The sequence below is a fragment of the Actinomycetospora endophytica genome (genome assembly GCF_021026375.1).
GTDB lineage: Bacteria > Actinomycetota > Actinomycetes > Mycobacteriales > Pseudonocardiaceae > Actinomycetospora > Actinomycetospora endophytica.
On the sequence record NZ_JAJNDB010000004.1, the window covers coordinates 354,462 to 370,715 of the forward strand.

General features: G+C 73.7%; 18 protein-coding genes. 9 read left to right on the top strand and 9 right to left on the bottom strand.

Annotated features, from left to right (window positions below):
* Positions 1 to 24 precede the first annotated feature (24 nt).
* Together LQ327_RS19850 and LQ327_RS19855 are read left to right on the top strand one after the other, a co-directional pair.
* Positions 25 to 741: an HAD-IA family hydrolase gene (locus LQ327_RS19850; protein WP_230736893.1), complete on the top strand. Its 717-nt coding sequence runs from the start codon at positions 25 to 27 to the stop codon at positions 739 to 741.
* Complete coding sequence (locus tag LQ327_RS19855; protein WP_230736895.1) at positions 738 to 1,493, top strand: SDR family NAD(P)-dependent oxidoreductase; 756 nt, start codon at positions 738 to 740, stop codon at positions 1,491 to 1,493. The genes LQ327_RS19850 and LQ327_RS19855 overlap by 4 nt, the downstream gene beginning before the upstream one ends.
* Before the next feature lie 37 nt (positions 1,494 to 1,530).
* Here the strand turns inward: LQ327_RS19855 and LQ327_RS19860 are convergent, their stop codons facing one another.
* The 3 genes from LQ327_RS19860 to LQ327_RS19870 all read right to left on the bottom strand — a co-directional run bounded on the left by LQ327_RS19860 (position 1,531) and on the right by LQ327_RS19870 (position 3,468).
* Positions 1,531 to 2,445, bottom strand: a complete 915-nt coding sequence (locus tag LQ327_RS19860; RefSeq protein ID WP_230736897.1) for a serine protein kinase RIO — start codon at positions 2,443 to 2,445, stop codon at positions 1,531 to 1,533.
* A 184-nt stretch (positions 2,446 to 2,629) separates the two neighbouring features.
* Positions 2,630 to 3,154 (bottom strand): SRPBCC family protein, encoded by a 525-nt coding sequence (locus tag LQ327_RS19865; RefSeq protein ID WP_230736899.1) that lies wholly within the window; start codon positions 3,152 to 3,154, stop codon positions 2,630 to 2,632.
* Complete coding sequence (locus LQ327_RS19870) at positions 3,151 to 3,468, bottom strand: ArsR/SmtB family transcription factor (RefSeq protein ID WP_230736901.1); 318 nt, start codon at positions 3,466 to 3,468, stop codon at positions 3,151 to 3,153. Before LQ327_RS19870 ends, LQ327_RS19865 begins: the two co-directional genes overlap by 4 nt.
* Positions 3,469 to 3,664: 196 nt before the next feature.
* On the opposite strand from LQ327_RS19870, the gene LQ327_RS19875 reads away from it, so the two are divergent.
* Entirely contained in the window at positions 3,665 to 4,543 is an 879-nt protein-coding gene (locus tag LQ327_RS19875) for a DUF1003 domain-containing protein (RefSeq protein WP_230736903.1), read from the top strand.
* A gap of 127 nt (positions 4,544 to 4,670) precedes the next feature.
* Positions 4,671 to 5,444 (top strand): SDR family oxidoreductase, encoded by a 774-nt coding sequence (locus tag LQ327_RS19880; RefSeq protein WP_230736906.1) that lies wholly within the window; start codon positions 4,671 to 4,673, stop codon positions 5,442 to 5,444.
* A 9-nt stretch (positions 5,445 to 5,453) separates the two neighbouring features.
* On the opposite strand, the gene LQ327_RS19885 is transcribed toward LQ327_RS19880, so the two are convergent.
* The 4 genes from LQ327_RS19885 to LQ327_RS19900 are packed head-to-tail and all read right to left on the bottom strand — an operon-like array spanning position 5,454 to position 9,279.
* Positions 5,454 to 5,870, bottom strand: coding sequence for a tautomerase family protein (locus LQ327_RS19885; RefSeq protein ID WP_230736908.1), 417 nt, complete (start codon positions 5,868 to 5,870; stop codon positions 5,454 to 5,456).
* On the bottom strand, positions 5,871 to 7,316 hold the full coding sequence (locus tag LQ327_RS19890) for an aldehyde dehydrogenase (protein WP_230736910.1): 1,446 nt from the start codon (positions 7,314 to 7,316) through the stop codon (positions 5,871 to 5,873).
* Positions 7,316 to 8,350, bottom strand: a complete 1,035-nt coding sequence (gene dmpG, locus LQ327_RS19895; RefSeq protein ID WP_230736912.1) for a 4-hydroxy-2-oxovalerate aldolase — start codon at positions 8,348 to 8,350, stop codon at positions 7,316 to 7,318. The genes LQ327_RS19890 and dmpG overlap by 1 nt, the downstream gene beginning before the upstream one ends.
* On the bottom strand, positions 8,347 to 9,279 hold the full coding sequence (locus LQ327_RS19900) for an acetaldehyde dehydrogenase (acetylating) (RefSeq protein ID WP_230736914.1): 933 nt from the start codon (positions 9,277 to 9,279) through the stop codon (positions 8,347 to 8,349). Before LQ327_RS19900 ends, dmpG begins: the two co-directional genes overlap by 4 nt.
* Before the next feature lie 197 nt (positions 9,280 to 9,476).
* Here LQ327_RS19900 and LQ327_RS19905 point away from each other — a divergent pair, with 197 nt between their 5' ends.
* The 4 genes from LQ327_RS19905 (at position 9,477) to LQ327_RS19920 (ending at position 12,527) form a co-directional block, all read left to right on the top strand.
* A complete protein-coding gene (locus LQ327_RS19905; RefSeq protein WP_230736916.1) occupies positions 9,477 to 10,292 on the top strand; it encodes an enoyl-CoA hydratase in 816 nt (271 codons plus the stop codon).
* 44 nt (positions 10,293 to 10,336) lie between these two features.
* Entirely contained in the window at positions 10,337 to 10,738 is a 402-nt protein-coding gene (locus LQ327_RS19910; RefSeq protein WP_230736918.1) for a VOC family protein, read from the top strand.
* Positions 10,739 to 10,984: 246 nt separating this feature from the next.
* The gene (locus LQ327_RS19915) at positions 10,985 to 11,662 is read left to right on the top strand and encodes a winged helix-turn-helix transcriptional regulator (protein ID WP_230736920.1); all 678 of its coding nucleotides are present in this window, start codon (positions 10,985 to 10,987) and stop codon (positions 11,660 to 11,662) included.
* A 43-nt stretch (positions 11,663 to 11,705) separates the two neighbouring features.
* Positions 11,706 to 12,527 carry an enoyl-CoA hydratase/isomerase family protein gene (locus LQ327_RS19920; protein ID WP_230736921.1) on the top strand — a complete coding sequence of 274 codons (822 nt, stop codon included), beginning with the start codon at positions 11,706 to 11,708 and terminating at the stop codon, positions 12,525 to 12,527.
* Here LQ327_RS19920 and LQ327_RS19925 read toward each other — a convergent pair whose 3' ends face one another.
* Both LQ327_RS19925 and LQ327_RS19930 read right to left on the bottom strand, forming a co-directional pair.
* Entirely contained in the window at positions 12,528 to 13,379 is an 852-nt protein-coding gene (locus tag LQ327_RS19925; protein ID WP_230736923.1) for a helix-turn-helix transcriptional regulator, read from the bottom strand.
* 263 nt (positions 13,380 to 13,642) lie between these two features.
* On the bottom strand, positions 13,643 to 15,298 hold the full coding sequence (locus LQ327_RS19930; RefSeq protein ID WP_230736925.1) for a class I adenylate-forming enzyme family protein: 1,656 nt from the start codon (positions 15,296 to 15,298) through the stop codon (positions 13,643 to 13,645).
* A gap of 451 nt (positions 15,299 to 15,749) precedes the next feature.
* On the opposite strand from LQ327_RS19930, the gene LQ327_RS19935 reads away from it, so the two are divergent.
* A complete protein-coding gene (locus LQ327_RS19935; protein ID WP_230736927.1) occupies positions 15,750 to 16,247 on the top strand; it encodes a L,D-transpeptidase in 498 nt (165 codons plus the stop codon).
* The last annotated feature ends 7 nt before the right edge of the window (positions 16,248 to 16,254 follow it).

Sequence of the window (16,254 nt, forward strand, 5' to 3'; positions counted from 1 at the left end):
GAACGGGGGCCTAGCGTGCGGACGATGAGCACCCCCCGAGCGCTGCTGCTCGACATCGGCGGAGTCCTGCTCACCTCGGCGCACGAGCGGATGGGCGTGCTCGGCGATCGGCGGCCCGGGCTGGGGTCGTTCACCGAGATCCGCGGGCTGCTCGGGCCGCGCCCGGACGTCGCGTGGGACGAGGTCCTCGCCGGCCGGGCGAGCGAGCGCGGCTACTGGGCGGCGCGGGCGGCCGAGTACGCGGCGCTGGTCGACGACCGCTCCTCGCGGGGTGTGCCGGCCCTCATGGACGTGCTCTACCCGGAGGACGAGGACCCCGGGCTCTTCCGCCCGGAGGTCGTCGCGCTCATGGACGACGCGCACGCGGCCGGACTCGTCGTCGCGGCCCTGACCAACGACCTCGCGGCGTTCCACGGGGACGGCGACCTCACCGACCATCCCGTGCTCGGCCGCTTCGACACGATCGTCGACGGCTCCGTGACGGGAGTGCTCAAACCGGAACCCGGGGCGTACCGGATCGCCCTCGACGCGGTGGGCTGCGCGGCGGGGGAGGTCGTGTTCCTCGACGACATCCCGGGGAACTGCGCCGGTGGTCGGGCGGCCGGGCTCGTGACGGTCGAGGTGGACGTCCGTGACCCGGCGGCGTCGGTCGCGGACGCGCGGAATGCGCTGGGGTTGGGACCTCCGGAGACGTCAGGAAAGACCCGTTCCGGACGTCCGGTGTCGGGAAGTCGGCGTTGATCACCGGGTACGACGGCGGGGGCGGCGCGGCGGCCGTCGTCGTCGGCGCGTCCGGGGCGCTCGGCTCGGCGATCGCGTCCCGGCTGGCCGGCGCCGGGCTCGTCGTCGTGGGGGTGGCGCGGAAGCCGGTGGACGCGGCCGGCGTGATCGGGTGCGCCGCCGACATCGGGGACGACGCCGCGGTCGACGTGATCCGCGCGGCCGTCGACGACGTCGGGCTGCCGGTGCGGATGGTCGTCCAGGCGGCCGGGCTGCCGGCGGCCGGGCCGCTCCCGACGATCGACCCCACGGCGCTCGGCTCCGCGGTGTCGCTCAAGGTCGGCGGGATGCTCCGCCTGGTCCGGGCGGTCGCGGACCGGCTGGGGCCGGGTTCGCGGCTGGTCGCGCTCGGCGGGCACTACGGCACCGAGCCCTCGCCGCACACCTGCGCCGCCGGGGTCACGAACGCGGCGCTGGCCAACCTCGTGCGCCAGCTCGCCGACCATCACGGCCCCGACGGGGTCACCGCGCACCTCGTCGCTCCCGGTCCCGCCGACACCGACCGGCTGCGGCGGCTCTCGCAGGCCCGGGCCGACGAGCGCGGGGTGGACGTCGAGGAGATCCTCGCCGAGCGCCGGGCCGAGTCGCCGCTCTCGGTCCTGGTGACGCCGGAGCAGGTCGCGTGGGCGGTCGCGACGCTGCTCGACCCGGAGGCCGACGCGCTCACGGGCTCGACCCTCGCCCTCGATGTCGGGGCCCGGCGGGGCATATAGGCGCGCTGTCGCGCCTGCTCACGAGGCCGCAGGCCACCTACAGACCCGCCTCGGCGACGAGCCGGTGGAACAGCGCCTCGGCGTCGACCTCGAGGCCGCGGGCGGTGAACCACTCGGCGATCCGGCGAACGTCGCGGACGAGCATCTCGGACCCGTGCGGGTTCCCGACGAGGTCGACCACCTGCGGCAGGTCGATGAGGACCAGCCGGCCGTCGTCGACGAGGATGTTGTAGGCCGACAGGTCGCCGTGGGTCCAGCCGAGGCGGGCGAGCCCGACGAGGGCGTCCGTCAGTTGACCCCACCAGTCGTCCAGCTCGGCGCGGTCGGGCCGCTGCTGGGCGAGGCGGGGCGCCGCGACGCCGTCGGGTGAGCCGAGGAACTCGAGCAGCAGCTCGGTGCCGTCGAGCTGCACCGGATAGGGCACCGGGACCCCGGCCTCGTAGAGCGTGCCCAGGGCGGCGAACTCCGCGGTCGCCCACTGCCCGGCGAGCAGCTCGCGGCCGAACGAGGTGCGGTTCGCCATCGCGCGGGTCTCCCGGGACCGACGGACGCGACGTCCCTCCAGGTAGCCGGCGTCGCGGTGGAACATCCGGTGCTCGGCCGAGCGGTACCGCTTGGCGGCGAGCAGGCAGCCTGGCAGCGCCCTCGGGTCGAGCTCCGCTCCGCTGCGTCTCCCGCCCGGGACCGCCCGTTCGAGCAGGTGGACGTCGGCCTCCTTCCCGGTCTTGAGCACGCCGAGCTCGGAGTCGACGGCGCCGAGGTCGGTGACGACCCAGGCGGGTCTCGGGGTCGGGCCGTGGATCGCGTCGGCCCAGGTCGACCAGCGGCCTCCGGACGGTGGGCCGCCGGCCTCGTGATCGTCCTCGGGTTCCGGCTGGGGACGGGTGCGGAGAGGTTGTTCGTACTCGTCGTCGTCGAAGCGCCGACGACGGCGGGGGATGCGTTCGTGCACTGCAGGGGGCTCCTGACGTGGGGTGGTCACCCCACGCGAGGACGCCTCAGCGAGGGGTGCGGGTGCAGACGGACGCGACGTGTCGCGTCGCCGGCCGGGCGACGGTCTGCACGGGGCACCTCCTCGGTTCTCGCGGTCCGTTGCCGCGATCGTGGCGCACCACCGCGGATCCCGCGACGGATTTTCAGGCGCCGGGGATCGGGGCCCCGGCGGGCACGCCGGTGCTCTCGTAGTCGTCGTAGTGCCGCCGCCACGCGGGCGTCGGACCGGTCCCGGGACCGCCGACCGGGCTCCCGGCGAGTGCCGCGTCGAGGGCCTCGAGGCAGACCTCCCACCCGGCGGCGGTGCGCGCCGCGGTGTCGCGGTCCTCGAGCAGCGCGGTGAACGTCAGCCGGCACCCGCCGCCGGCCAGCGGCTCGAGCACCAGGCGCAGCTCGTCGCCGGCCCACGTGATCGTGAACCGGTGCGGCGGGTCGTGCTCGACGACGGTGCCCGTGCCGCCGTCGCCGTCCTCGGCGAAGGAGTAGCGCACCGTCGCGCCGGGCTCCGGCTCACCGATCCCGGGGAACGCGACCCGCGCCGGGAACCAGGCGACCAGTTCCGTCGGGTCGGTGACGGCGTCCCACACGCGTTCCCGCGAGTGCGGGTAGTCACGGACGAAGCGCAGGGCGGGCCTGCCGTCGATCTCGGCGTAGGTACCGGTCGTCATCGGGGTTCCTCCGGGGTGCGGTCGAGGTGCTCGCCGAGGGCGTCGAGGGCCGCACCCCACCGGCTGCGGTAGGGCGCCAGCCAGGCCTCGAGCTCGCCCATCGGGCGGGGGTCGACCTCGTAGACCCGGCGCTGGGCGTCGACGGTCGCGCGGACGAGCCCCGCGCGGCGGAGCACCGCGAGGTGCTTGGACGCGGTCGGTTGGGCGAGCTCGAGACGCGCGACGACCTCGCCGACGGCGTGCGGACGTTCCCGCAGCAGGTCGAGGATCGCGCGCCGGGTGGGATCGGCGAGAGCGGTCCAGGTGGTGGACACGACGACGAGCATGCCTGAGTCGGCATATGCCCGTCCAGGCATGTGGCTGGTGGGGTCTCATTCGGAGCACAGGGGGAACCTGCGACAGTGGGTCCGCGTCCGTTCTAGGACGGTGTCTTGATCGAGACAGCGCCGCGTGGGTGGGCCGGGCCCCCGCGGTGGACGGCGAGCCGGCCGAGGTGCGGGGGAGCTGTCCGTGGCGACGGTGGTGACGGATCCTGCGGCGACGGGCACGACCGGCGACCGGGTGGCCGCGTGGATGACACGGCGCCTCGGCTCGATGGTCACCGTCTACCTCACGGTCGGACTCTCCGCGGTATGGATGGTGCTCGGGGCGCGGGCGGTGTTCGGGTTCGACCCCTACCCGTATCCGGTACTGCTCTTCGTCGGGAACGTCGTCCAGCTGCTGCTGATCTTCGTGATCCTCGTCGGGCAGCGGACCCTCTCGGAGTCGGGCGAACGGCGCGCGCAGCAGACCTACGACGACGCCCAGGCGATCCTCGGGGAGTGCCACCGGCTGCAGTCGCTCATCGACGACCGGGCCCGCCTGCTCAACCGCGGCGCCGAGGCCGGCCGGGAGCTCGACCCCTGCGACACCGCGCCGATCATGATCAGCCCGCCCGCCGCCGTCGAGCCCGCGACCTCCACCGTGAACCGCCGGATCGCCGCCTGGCTGGTGCAACGGCTCGGGAGCACCGCGGCCGTCGTCGTCACCACGGTGATCATCATCGGCTGGATGGGCCTCGCGCTGGTCGGCGTGATCCCGGACCCCTACCCGTTCCCGTTCCTGCTGTTCTGCTCCAGCCTCGCCCAGCTGCTGTTCATGTTCGTGATCATGGTCGGGCAGGACGTGCTCGGCGAGGTGTCCGAGCGCCGCGTCGCGGAGACGGCCAACCACACCGCCGTCGTCCTGCAGCAGTGCCGCCACCTGCGTCAGCACCTCCTGGCCCAGGACAGCCTGCTCGACGCGGTGGTGGATCAGGCGGTCCGTGCCGGCGAGGTCGAGCGGGCCGGGGCGCCGGCTCCCCGTGCGCACGTCGAGCGGCCGGAGGACGTCGGTTCCGGGAGCCGCTGAACTGGGAGGCCCCTCCGACGAGAGGTACGTCAGGCAGGCTCGAGGGCGCTCGCGCATGCCCCCCGTGCTCCCGATCATGGCGGGGCGAACGGGTGGCGTCGTGAGCGCGCGGCCTTAGGGTCGCGGCATGGACCTGGGCCTCACCGGACGCACCGCCATCGTCTGCGCCTCCACGTCGGGTCTCGGGGAGGCCACGGCGCGGGCGCTCGCCGCCGAGGGTGCGCGGGTCGTCGTGAGCGGCCGTCGCGGCGACCGCGCCGCCGCGATCGCCGCCGAGCTGCCCGAGGCGATCGGGGTGGGGGTCGACCTCACCACCGACGACGGACCCGCGACCCTCGTCGCCGCGGCGACCGAGGCGTTCGGCGACGTCGACGTCGTCGTCCTCAACAGCGGCGGACCACCGCCGAGCACCGCGGCGACCATCGACACCGCGTCGATCACCGAGGCGATGGTGCCCCTGCTGCTCGCCCAGCAACGGCTGGTGGCGGCGGTGCTGCCCGGGATGCGCGAGCGTCGCTGGGGCCGGATCGTCGCCGTCGGCAGCGCCGGGACCGTCGAGCCCATCCCCGGGCTGGCGCTGTCGAACGCGGGGCGCGCCGCCCTGGCGGGCTACCTGAAGACGCTCGCCGGCGAGGTCGCCTCGGACGGCGTCACGGTGAACCTGCTGCTGCCCGGCCGGATCGCCACCGCCCGCACCACCGGGATCGACGCCTACATCGCCGAGCAGCGGGGGACCACGCCCGCGGACGTCGCGGCGCGCGCCGAGGCGGAGATCCCGGCCGGTCGGTACGGGACCGCGGACGAGTTCGGCGGGGTCGCGGCGTTCCTGTGCAGCGACGTGGCCTCCTACGTGACCGGAACCGCGACGCGGTGCGACGGTGGGCTGGTCGGCGGCCTGTAGCGGGCGGCGTCAGAGCATCGAGGAGCGCGCGACGATCTCCTCGCGGCGCTTCGACGACGCCGGGACACCGCCGATCGCCCAGTCCTCCGGCGGGACCTGGGCGACGCGGCCCCGCACCCGGGACCGCGTCACCCCGAGGACGTCGCAGAGGGCGTCGGTGAGCTCCCGGAGCAGCCGCTGCCGCTGCTCCATCGGCCGGCCCTCCAGGACGGCGGCGACGAAGTAGGGCGCCGGGTCGCCGTCGACGGCGGCCGTGATCCCACCGGTGGCCCACAGCTCGGGCGGGTGCATCGTCACGAAGGCGCGGACACGGCCGATCGGTGACTCGAGGACGGCGGCGTAGCGCTCGCTGACCCTCTGCAGGAGCTCCTCGATGCGGGCCGGCAGGTGCTGACCCTCCACGAGGTGGATCTCCACGACCGGCATCTAGTCCCCGTCCCGTATCGCCATGACGACCGCCTTCGGTTCGGTGAAGAACTCGCGGCTGAACGTACCTCCTTCCCGACCCACGCCGCTGTCCCCGACACCGCCGAACGGCGCCCGCAGGTCGCGCACGAAGAAGCAGTTGACCCAGACCGTGCCTGCTCGCAGCGCCGCGCCGACCCGGTGCGCGCGGGAGAGGTTCTCGGTGAAGAGCATCGCGTTGAGGCCGTACGGGGTGTCGTTCGCGAGCCGCACCGCCTCCGCCTCGTCGTCGAACGGAGTGATCGTCACCAGCGGGCCGAACACCTCCTGACGCTGCAGCGGCGCGTCCGGGCCGACGCCGACGACGACCGTCGGGCGGACCGTCCAGCCGTCGCCGGTGCCGCCGGTGAGGATCTTGCCGCCCTGCGCCTCGACGCCTTCGAGATGACGGACCACCTTCGCGTGGTGGGCCTCGGAGGCCAGCGGGCCGACCTGCGTGCGGGGCTGCTTGGGGTCCCCGACGACGAGGGCCTCGGCCGCCGCGACGAACCGCGCGGTGAACTCCTCGACGACCGGGCGCTGCACGTAGAGCCGCGAGCCGGCCAGGCAGACCTGACCGGCGTTGGTGTAGATCGCGCGGATCGACCAGGCGACCGCGTCGTCGAGGTCGGCGTCGGCGAACACCACGTTCGCGCCCTTGCCGCCGAGCTCGAGGCTGACCGGGACCAGGCGGCGGGCGGCGGCCTCGGAGATGACCCGCCCGGTCGCGGACTCGCCGGTGAACGTGATCCGGTCGACCCCGGGATGCGCGGTGAGAGCCTCGCCCGCCGAGTCCGGGCCGAACCCGTGCACGACGTTGAGCACCCCGGGCGGCATGCCCGCCTCGGTCGCGAGCCGGGCCAGGATCGACGCGGAGGCCGGGGTGTCCTCGGCCGGCTTGAGCACGACGGTGTTGCCCCAGGCCAGCGCCGGGGCGATCTTCCAGGACTCCAGCATCAGCGGGAAGTTCCACGGCGCGATGGCCGCGACCACGCCGGCCGCCTCGTAGCGGGAGTAGGCGTGGTGCCCGGAGTCCATCGGGTACTGCTCGGCCGGGGTCATCCGGGCGTGGTCGGCGAAGAAGCGCAGGTTCTGCGCGCAGCGGGGGACGTCCTTGCCGCGGGCGTCGTCGATCGGCTTGCCCATGTCGGTGGTGTCCGCCAGGGCGAGCTCGTCCGCGTGGGACTCGACGAGGTCGGCGAGCCGCTGGAGGATCGTCCCGCGCTCCGCGGTGCCCATCCGCGGCCAGGGACCCTCGTCGAACGCGCGCCGGGCCGAGGTGACCGCCCGGTCGACGTCGGCGGCCGACCCCAGCGCGACCTCGGCGTACGGCTCGCGGGTGGCGGGGTCGACCGATCCGAACACCGCGGCGTCGAGCGAGTCGGCCTCCGCGCCGTCGATGACGTGCCGGATCGGGACGGTCCCCATCAGCCCTGCTCCCGTCCGCGCGCCAGCTCGAGCGCCACGTCGATGATCATGTCCTCCTGGCCGCCGACGAGGCCCAGTTCGCCGCAACGTCGCAGGATCTCGTGCGTGGGGACCTTGTAGCGCTCCGCCGCGTGCTCGGCGTGGAGCAGGAAGCTCGAGTACACGCCCGCCCAGCCCTGGACGATGGCGTTGCGGTCCATCTTCGGCCAGCGGTGCAGGTAGGGGCGCACGACGTCCTCGGCGGCGTCGAGCAAGGCCATGACGTCGAGCCCGGTCGAGATGCCGAGGCGGTCGAACACGGCGGCGAGCACCTCGGTCGGGGAGTTGCCCGACCCCGCGCCGAGCGCGCACAGCGACCCGTCGATCTCCTTGACGCCGACCTCGGCGGCGATCACCGAGTTGGCCACGCCGAAGCTCAGGTTCTGGTGACCGTGATAGCCGACCCAGGCCTCGTCGCCGACCTCGGCCACGAGAGCCTCGAAGCGGGCGCGGGCCTCGTGCATGAGCAGGGCTCCGGCGGAGTCGGTCACGTAGGGGCACTGGCAGCCCGCGTCGACCATGATCCGGGCCTGCTTCGCCAGGTCCTCCGGCGGCGTGCGGTGGGCCATCATGAGGAACCCGACGGTCTCCATGCCCAGTTCCCGGGCGACCCCGAAGTGCTGCGGGCTGACGTCGGCCTCGGTGCAGTGGGTGGCGACGCGGACCACCTCGGCGCCCGCGTCGTGAGCACGGCGCAGGTCGTCCGCCGTCCCGATGCCGGGCACCAGCAGCACGGCGATCCGGGCGGTACGGGCCTCCTCCCGGGCGGCCGCGATCAGGCGGAGCTCGTCGGTGTGGGAGAACCCGTAGTTGAACGTCGAGCCGCCCAGACCGTCGCCGTGGGTGACCTCGATGACCTCGACGCCCGCCCGGTCCAGGGCGCGGACGGTGTCCCGGACCTGCTCCTCGGTGAACTGGTGGGCCTGTGCGTGCGAGCCGTCGCGCAGCGTCGTGTCGGTGATGCGGACGTCGTTCCTGATCTCCGGTCTCGTCATGCCGGCACCCCCGCGGTGAGCAGCTCGGTCGCGATCAGCTCGCCGACCCGGGTGGCCGCCGCCGTCATGATGTCGAGGTTCCCGGCGTATTCGGGCAGGTAGTCACCCGCGCCGCGGACCTCGAGGAACACCGCCACCCGGCCTCGACCGCCCCACTCCGGGCGAGGCGGGTCGAACTGCGGATCGGCCCGTAGCGAGTAGCCGGGCACGTACTCCTGCACCCGGGCGACCATGGCGTGAACGGAGGCCGAGATCGCCGTCGTCGTCGCGTCGTCCCAGCGCTCGCCGGGGATCGCGCAGAAGATCGTGTCCCGCATGATCATCGGGGGCTCGACGGGGTTGAGGATGATGATCGCCTTGCCCCGCGCGGCGCCGCCGACCTCCTCGACCGCGCGCGCCGTGGTCTGGGTGAACTCGTCGATGTTGGCGCGGGTGCCGGGCCCCGCCGAGCGGGAGGCGGCCGAGGCGACGATCTCGGCGTACGGCACGTCGACCACCCGCGACACCGCGGCCACGATCGGGATCGTGGCCTGCCCACCGCAGGTGATCATGTTGACGTTCGGGGCGTCGAGGTGGTCCGGCATGTTCACCGCCGGGCAGACCATCGGCCCGAGGTGGGCCGGCGTGAGATCGACGGCCCGGATGCCCGCGGCCTCGTAGCGCGGGGCGTTCGCGGCGTGGGCCCGCGCGGAGGTGGCCTCGAAGACGATGCGCGGCAGCGGATCCTGCGCGAGCAGCCAGTCGACGCCCTCGGCCGAGGCGGCGATCCCGGCCGCGCGCGCCCGGTCGAGGCCGGGAGACTCGACCACCCCGACCATCGCCGTGACCTCGACGGTCGAGCTCCGGGCGAGCTTGGCCAGCAGATCGGTGCCGATGTTGCCGGGGCCGACGACGGCCGCCGGAACCCTCGTGCCGGGCGGAGCGCTCATGGCCGAGACGGTGACACGGGTCACCGACGGTCTGGAACCGCAGCGTTCGCGAGAGGGCAAAGCCGCGACGTCGCTCACGGCCGTTCGGCGCCGCCCCTGCGTCCGCAGGGGTGAGGCCCCGTCGGACTCGTCGTCAGGCGTCGGTGGGCCGCCGCGCGCACTGTCGTCGCGGACGGATGGCTGCTAGACCATGGGTCATGGCGACCCCGGTCACGACCCAGCCCGCCACGTCACCGGCAGCCGCCGACACGGTGCGCACCGAGGTCGACGGCGCCGTCGCGCGCGTCGTGCTGACCGCCGCCCGCCGTCGCAACCCGCTCTCGGTCGCGACGATGCGTGCCCTCACCGCCGGGCTGCGCGACGTCGCCGCGCACGAGGGCGTGCGGGTGATCGTGATCGCCGCCGAGGGTCCCGCGTTCTCCGCGGGCCACGACCTCTCCGAGATGGTCGACCGGACCCTGGCCGAGGAGCGCGAGGTGTTCGCGGTCTGCACCGAGATGATGCGCGCGGTCCACGACGTGCCGCAGCCGGTGATCGCGGCGGTGCAGGGCATGGCCGTCGCCGCCGGGTGCCAGCTGGTCGCGACCTGCGACCTCGCGATCGCCGCCGACCACGCCGTCTTCGGCACCCCCGGCGTCAAGATCGGCCTGTTCTGCTCGACGCCGATGGTGGCCGTCAGCCGGGCCATCGGGCGCAAGCGGGCGATGCAGCTGCTGCTCACCGGCGAGACGATCGACGCCGCGACCGCCGTCGAATGGGGCCTGGTCAACGCCGCCGTCCCGGCCGACGAGCTCGACTCGGCGGTCCGGTCGATGGCCGAGAAGGTCGCCGACGCCAGCAGCGTGACGCTGCGGATCGGCAAGGAGGCGTTCTATCGGCAGGTCGACCTCTCCGAGGACGACGCCTACGCCGAGATGAGCGAGGTCATGGCGGCGAACGCCATGACCTGTGACGCGCAGGAGGGTATGTCGGCCTTCCTGGCGAAGCGGTCGCCGGTCTGGCAGCACCGCTGAACGACACCGACGACACGGACGACAGAGGCAAAGGAGCCCGCCCGATGGCCTTCCCCGGACTGCAGCACGTCGCGATCACCGTCTCCGACCTGAAGCGCTCGACCGACTGGTATACCCGTCTCTTCGGCGCCGAGCCGGTACTCGACGAGGACGAGGAGGGCGGCGAGTTCCACCACACCGTCTACGCGCTCGACGGCGGGATGCTGTTCGGCCTCCACACGCACATGGGCCGCGAGGCGAAGGACGGATTCGACGCGCGCCGCACCGGGCTCGACCACGTCGGGTTCGCGCTGCCGGACTCCGCGTCGCTCGAGGCCTGGGGCAAGCGGCTCGACGAGCTGGGCATCAAGCACGGCGGCGTCAAGAAGGCGCACTACGGCTCGGGGATCTCGTTCGCGGACCCGGACGGGATCGCGCTCGAGTTCTTCATCGCGCCGGGGACGTGATCAGGCCGTTCTGAGCGAGGGGCACCTTCGGTCGATCTAGTCGATCGAAGGTGCCCTTCGTTCGTTCGGGGCGGCGGGCGGTGATTCCGGCGGTCGGCGCCCCTCGCCCGTCTATTCGAGCGAAGGTGCCCTTCGCTCGGAACGGCGGGAGACGGGAACCCGACCGGGCCCGGACGACGCGTCCTGATGAGTCAGCTCACGGTCCTACAAAGTGACTCGACGGTCGATCCGGGGTACCGTCCGCTCATGGCTCCTCGGCGCGACTACTTCGACGGATGCGCGGCGGCCCACGCTCTCGACCTCGTGGGCGAGCGGTGGGCGCTGCTCGTGGTGCGGGAGCTGCTGCTCGGCCCCAAGCGGTTCACCGACCTGCGGACCGGCCTGCCGCACGCCAGCCCGAACGTCCTCTCGCAGCGCCTGCGGGAGCTCGAGGACGCGGGCGTGCTCCGGCGGCGCCGGTTGCCCCCGCCCGCCGCGTCCGCGGTGTACGAGCTCACCGAGTGGGGCGCCGAGCTCGAGCCGGTGCTGCAGACCCTCGGGCGCTGGGCGTCGCGCTCGCTCCCGGAGGCCGAGCACATCGGCGTCGACTCCCTGGTGCTCTCGATGCGCACGATGTTCTCCGCGGAGAAGGCCGAGGGGGTCGACGAGGTCGTGCAGTTCGTCCTGGCCGACCAGCCCTTCGTCGCGAGCATCGGGGACGGCACGTTCTCGATGGAACGCGGCGAGACCACGACGGCCGACGCCACGGTGACCGCCGAGGCCCCGGAGGCGTGGGCGGCGGTCCTCTACACCGGCCACCCGGTCGACTCCGCGATCGCCGACGGCGTCCTCACCCTCGCCGGGGACCGGGCGGCCGTCGACCGGCTGCTCGACCTGTTCCCGATGCCCGAGCCGCTCTCGAGTCCCGAACCCGTCGGCGCCTGAGCGGGGCCCGGCCGCTATCGGTGGGGCATGCCACGATCACCCCATGGCCAGCGCTGACCCCACCGACCTGCCCGTCCTCGTCGAGCGTGACGACGTCGAGGCCGTGACCACCGTCCGGCTCAACCGGCCGGACTCCCGCAACGCGCTCACCGTGGAGCTGAAGGTCGCCCTGCGCGACGCGCTGCAGGAGGTCGCCGAGGACGACTCGGTGCGGGCGGTGATCCTCGCGTCCAGTGGTCCGGCCTTCTGCGTGGGTCAGGACCTCCGCGAGCACGCCGAGTCGCTGCGCAGCGAGAGCACGCCCGGCGGGTCGCTGGACACCGTCACCGAGCACTACAACCCGATCGCCGCGGCGCTCGCCGGGATGCCGAAGCCGGTCGTCGCGTCGATCACCGGCACCACCGTCGGGGCGGGCCTGGGCTTCGTCCTGGCCTGTGACCTGCGGGTGGCCGCCGCCGGGACGAAGTTCGCGACGGCGTTCTCCGGCATCGGCTTCGGTGGCGACTCCGGGCTCTCGGCCACCCTCGCGCACTGCGTGGGCGCTTCGCGGGCCACCGACCTGCTGATGCTCGGCGACACCTTCACCGCCGAGGAGGCGCGCGACTGGGGCATCGTCCGGGAGGTCGCCGCCGACGCCGAGGCCACCGAGGCCGCCGCGCTGGCGCTCGGCCGGCGCCTGGCAGCCGGCCCGACCGTGGCCTACGCCGAGATCAAGAAGGCCGTCGCGCTCGGCACCGTGTCACAGCTCGGCGAGGTCCTCGCGCACGAGGCCCAGGCGCAGGTCAAGCTGGGCGCCACGCAGGACCACCGCGACGCCGTCGAGGCCTTCCTCGCCAAGGAGAAGCCGACCTTCCACGGGCGCTGATCACACGGTCTGCAGGCCGACCACGCGCAGCAGGTCGAGCTTCTCCGCGTCGGGGCTGCCCGGCGCGGCGGAGTAGACGATGAGCAGCTGGTCGTCGTCGGGGACGGCCAGCTGGTCGCAGTCGAGGGTGATCCGCCCGATGCCGGGCACGTCGTGGGACTTGCGGTCCACCCGGCGGTCCTCGACCGGGCGCTCCGCCCACAGCGCGGCGAACCGCTCGCTCGACGCCAGGAGCTCGTCGACCATGCCGCGCAGCACCGCGTCGTCGGGGTAGCGGCCGAGGGCGGCGCGGGCGTCGGCCACCGCCGAGCGGTCCAGCCGCTCGCGGTCGCCGTTCTCGTCGAGGACCAGCGCGTGGCCCTCGAGCGGCGGGCCGAACCGCATCCACAGCAGGTTGCGGCGCTCGCGCGGGATCGTCGACACGTCGCCCATCAGCGCGTCGGCGAGCGGGTTCCAGGCGAGAAGGCTCCGGCGGGCGTCGACGAGCATCGCCGGGAGGTCCTGCATCCGGTCGAGCAGCCGCAGCACGCTCGGGCGCACGACGTCGTTGACCCGCCCGGGGCCGGGCAGCGCGACGCCTGCCAGGTCGAACAGGTGCCCGGTCTCCGGTGGCGAGAGGCGCAGCGCCCGGGCCAGCGCTCCCAGCACCGACGACGACGGGTGCGGCCCCCGGTCCTGCTCGAGACGCACGACGTAGTCGACCGACACCCCCGCCAGTCGTGCCACTTCCTCACGGCGCAGCCCCGGCGTCCGGCGCCGCGGACCGGCGGGGAGCCCGACGTCGGCGGGGGTCAGCCGCTCGCGCCACTGCCGCAGCACCGCCGCGAGCTCGGTCGTGTCACCCCGGGTCATGGATCCAGAGTGCCCGCTCGCGCGCGGGTGAGCCTGGTACCGCGCGTCCCCCGCTCGACCTCGAGGCTGAGGCGGGCGACGGGTTGATCAGGGGTACGTCAGGCAGGCGTTCACGCCCGGCGGAGTGCCTGGAGTGCCCCTGGCGGGCGAGCCGAGCGCCGGGACGTTGATCAGGGGTACGTCACGCACGTCCGCGCGCCTCGAGACCTGCCCAGCGTGCTGGTGATCAACGATGGGGTCGCGCAGGGCGGTCCCGCGACCGATCACCCGAACCCGTCCCGGAGATCCCGCTTGAGGACCTTCCCGACGGCGTTGCGGGGCAGCGCCTCGGTGGTGGTCGTGATCCGGGTCGGGGCCGCGAACGCCGCGATCCGGGTCGCGACCCGCTCCCGCAGCGCCGCCTCGTCCGGCACGACCCCGGGCGCGTGCACCACGACGGCCGCCACCTCCTCCCCGAGGGTGGGGTTCGGGATGCCGACGACCGCGGCGTCGAGCACCCCGTCCACCTCGAGCAGCTCGGCCTCGACCGCGGCGCAGTAGACGTTCTCCCCGCCGCGGATGACCACGTCCTTGAGCCGGTCCACCACCCGGATCACCCCGCCGTCTACCCGTCCCAGGTCGCCGGTGCGGAACCACCCGTCGACGAAGGCCGCGGCGGTCGCCTCCGGGGCGTTCCAGTACCCGCGGACGACGTTCGGGCCGCGGAACCACAGCTCGCCCACGGCGCCCTCGCCCAGGTCGGCGCCGGTGTCCGGGTCGACGGCGCGCACGTCCGCGCTGGGCACCGGCCGGCCGACGGCGTCGGGCGCGTCGACGTAGTCGTCCCCGACGTTGAACGCGATGGCCGCGGTGGTCTCGGTGAGACCGTAGCCGTTCGAGGGGGAGCCCAGCCCCGCGACCCGGCGCACCAGCTCCGGCGGGATCGGAGCGCCGCCCATCCCGATCCCGGTCAGCGAGGACACGTCCGCCTCCGGGTGCGCCGCGATCGCGCGGACGAGATCGCGCGCGATCGTCGGGACGCCCGAGACCGTGGTCAGCCGGTGCGTCGTGATCAGGCGCAACGCGTCGTCGGCGTCCCAGCGGTACTGCGTGGCCAGGGTGGACCCGCCCGCCGTCGCGGTGACCATCCCGGACAGCCCCGCGACGTGGAAGATCGGGAAGGTGAGCAGCAACCCCGGCGCCGACGGCGGGACGGCTCCGGTCAGCCGGGCGGTCGCGGCGACGCCGATGCGGCGGTTGTGGACGTCGGTGCAGAGGTTCCGGTGGGTCCCGACGGCGCCCTTGGGTCGCCCCGTGGTGCCCGAGGTGTAGAGGATGAAGGCGTCGTCGTCGGGGTGGAGCGCGACGTCCGGCAGCGACTCGTCGATGACCTCGCCGAGGAACCGCTCGAAGGGCACGCACCCGTCGGCCGCGCCACGCACCACGACCACATCGACGTCGTCGGGCGTGACCGACCGCAGCGCCGCGGCGCGCTCACCGTCGGCGACGACGAGGCGCGGGGCCGCGTCGCCGACCGCGTGAGCGAGCTCCGCCGGCTGCCACCACGCGTTGAGCGGCACCACGACGAGACCCGAGACCCATGCGGCCCAGCACAGCGGCGCCCACTCGGGGTAGTTGCGCAGGCAGATCGCGACCCGGTCACCGTGGCGCAGGCCGGCTTCGGCGTAGCGGCGGGCGAGCGCCGCGACCCGGGCGCGGTGCTCGGCGAAGGTGACCCGCTCGCCGTCGTACACGGTGAAGGGGCGGTCGCCGTACGCGGCGGTCGCGTCGTGCACGTCCCGCAGGACCTGCGGGCCGGTGACGTGGACCCGCAACCCGACGCCGCGCACCACCGCCTCGCCCAACTCCGACGGACCGCCGGGGGCGGTCAGCTCCTCGATCACCTCGGTACGGGTGGGACCTGCCTCGACGCCGGCCATGCCCGCAGTCTGGTCCCGATCAGCCGACGGCGCCCGACGTCCGGGAGGCGGCCGGGTTGCCGTGCGCGTGGTGTGCCGATCCCGACACCGCCACTCGATCGGGTGACAGCACGTCGTGACCAGATCGTGACCATGCCGAGATTCATGAGAACTCCTCAGAAATCCTCGGCGTGTCGGGTGTGTCATCATCGTATGACCGTTTGATCCGGTTCGGGCAGTGTGTCGTCTCTGTGTCGGTTCGGCGGCATAATGCCAGCTCAGGAGCGTGACCCCGCCCGAGTGACGCCCCGATCCGATGTGCACACTCCTCGTCGTCGTACCGAAACGAAACCGGTCCGTGAGCGTTGAGAGACCGGAACGTCACGCATCACCGACCGCGAAGGGGCACACCATGGGTCGTCACCACGCGAGCTCTCGTTCCCGGAACGGGGGACGTGGCCTGCGACTCGGCGTGGGCGCCGCCGGCGCCGCCGGGATCGGGCTCATCCAGCTCGCCGTCCCCGCGCTGGCCGCTCCGGCCGCCGCGCCCGCTCCGGCTCCGGCGGCCGCACCGGCCCCCGCCGCCGCGCCCGCCCCCGCGACCGGGGGCAAGAGCGCCACGCCGTGCGCGATCACGGCCAAGGCCTGCGTCTCGATCTCGCAGAAGAAGGCGTGGCTGACCGACGGCAAGGGCCACGTCATCGACGGTCCCGTCACCGTGACCACCGGCGCCAAGGGGTACGAGACCCCGACCGGCACCTTCTCGGTGATGTGGAAGGACAAGAACCACAAGAGCGACGAGTACGACCACGCGCCGATGAACAACTCGGTGTTCTTCGCGCCCGGGGACGCCTTCCACGAGGGCAGCCTCCAGCGTGACTCGGCCGGCTGCGTGCACCTCTCGCACGCCGACTCCGAGAAGTTCTTCGACAACCTCAACGTGTACGACCAGGTCCAGATCCTGAAGTGATCGCCTG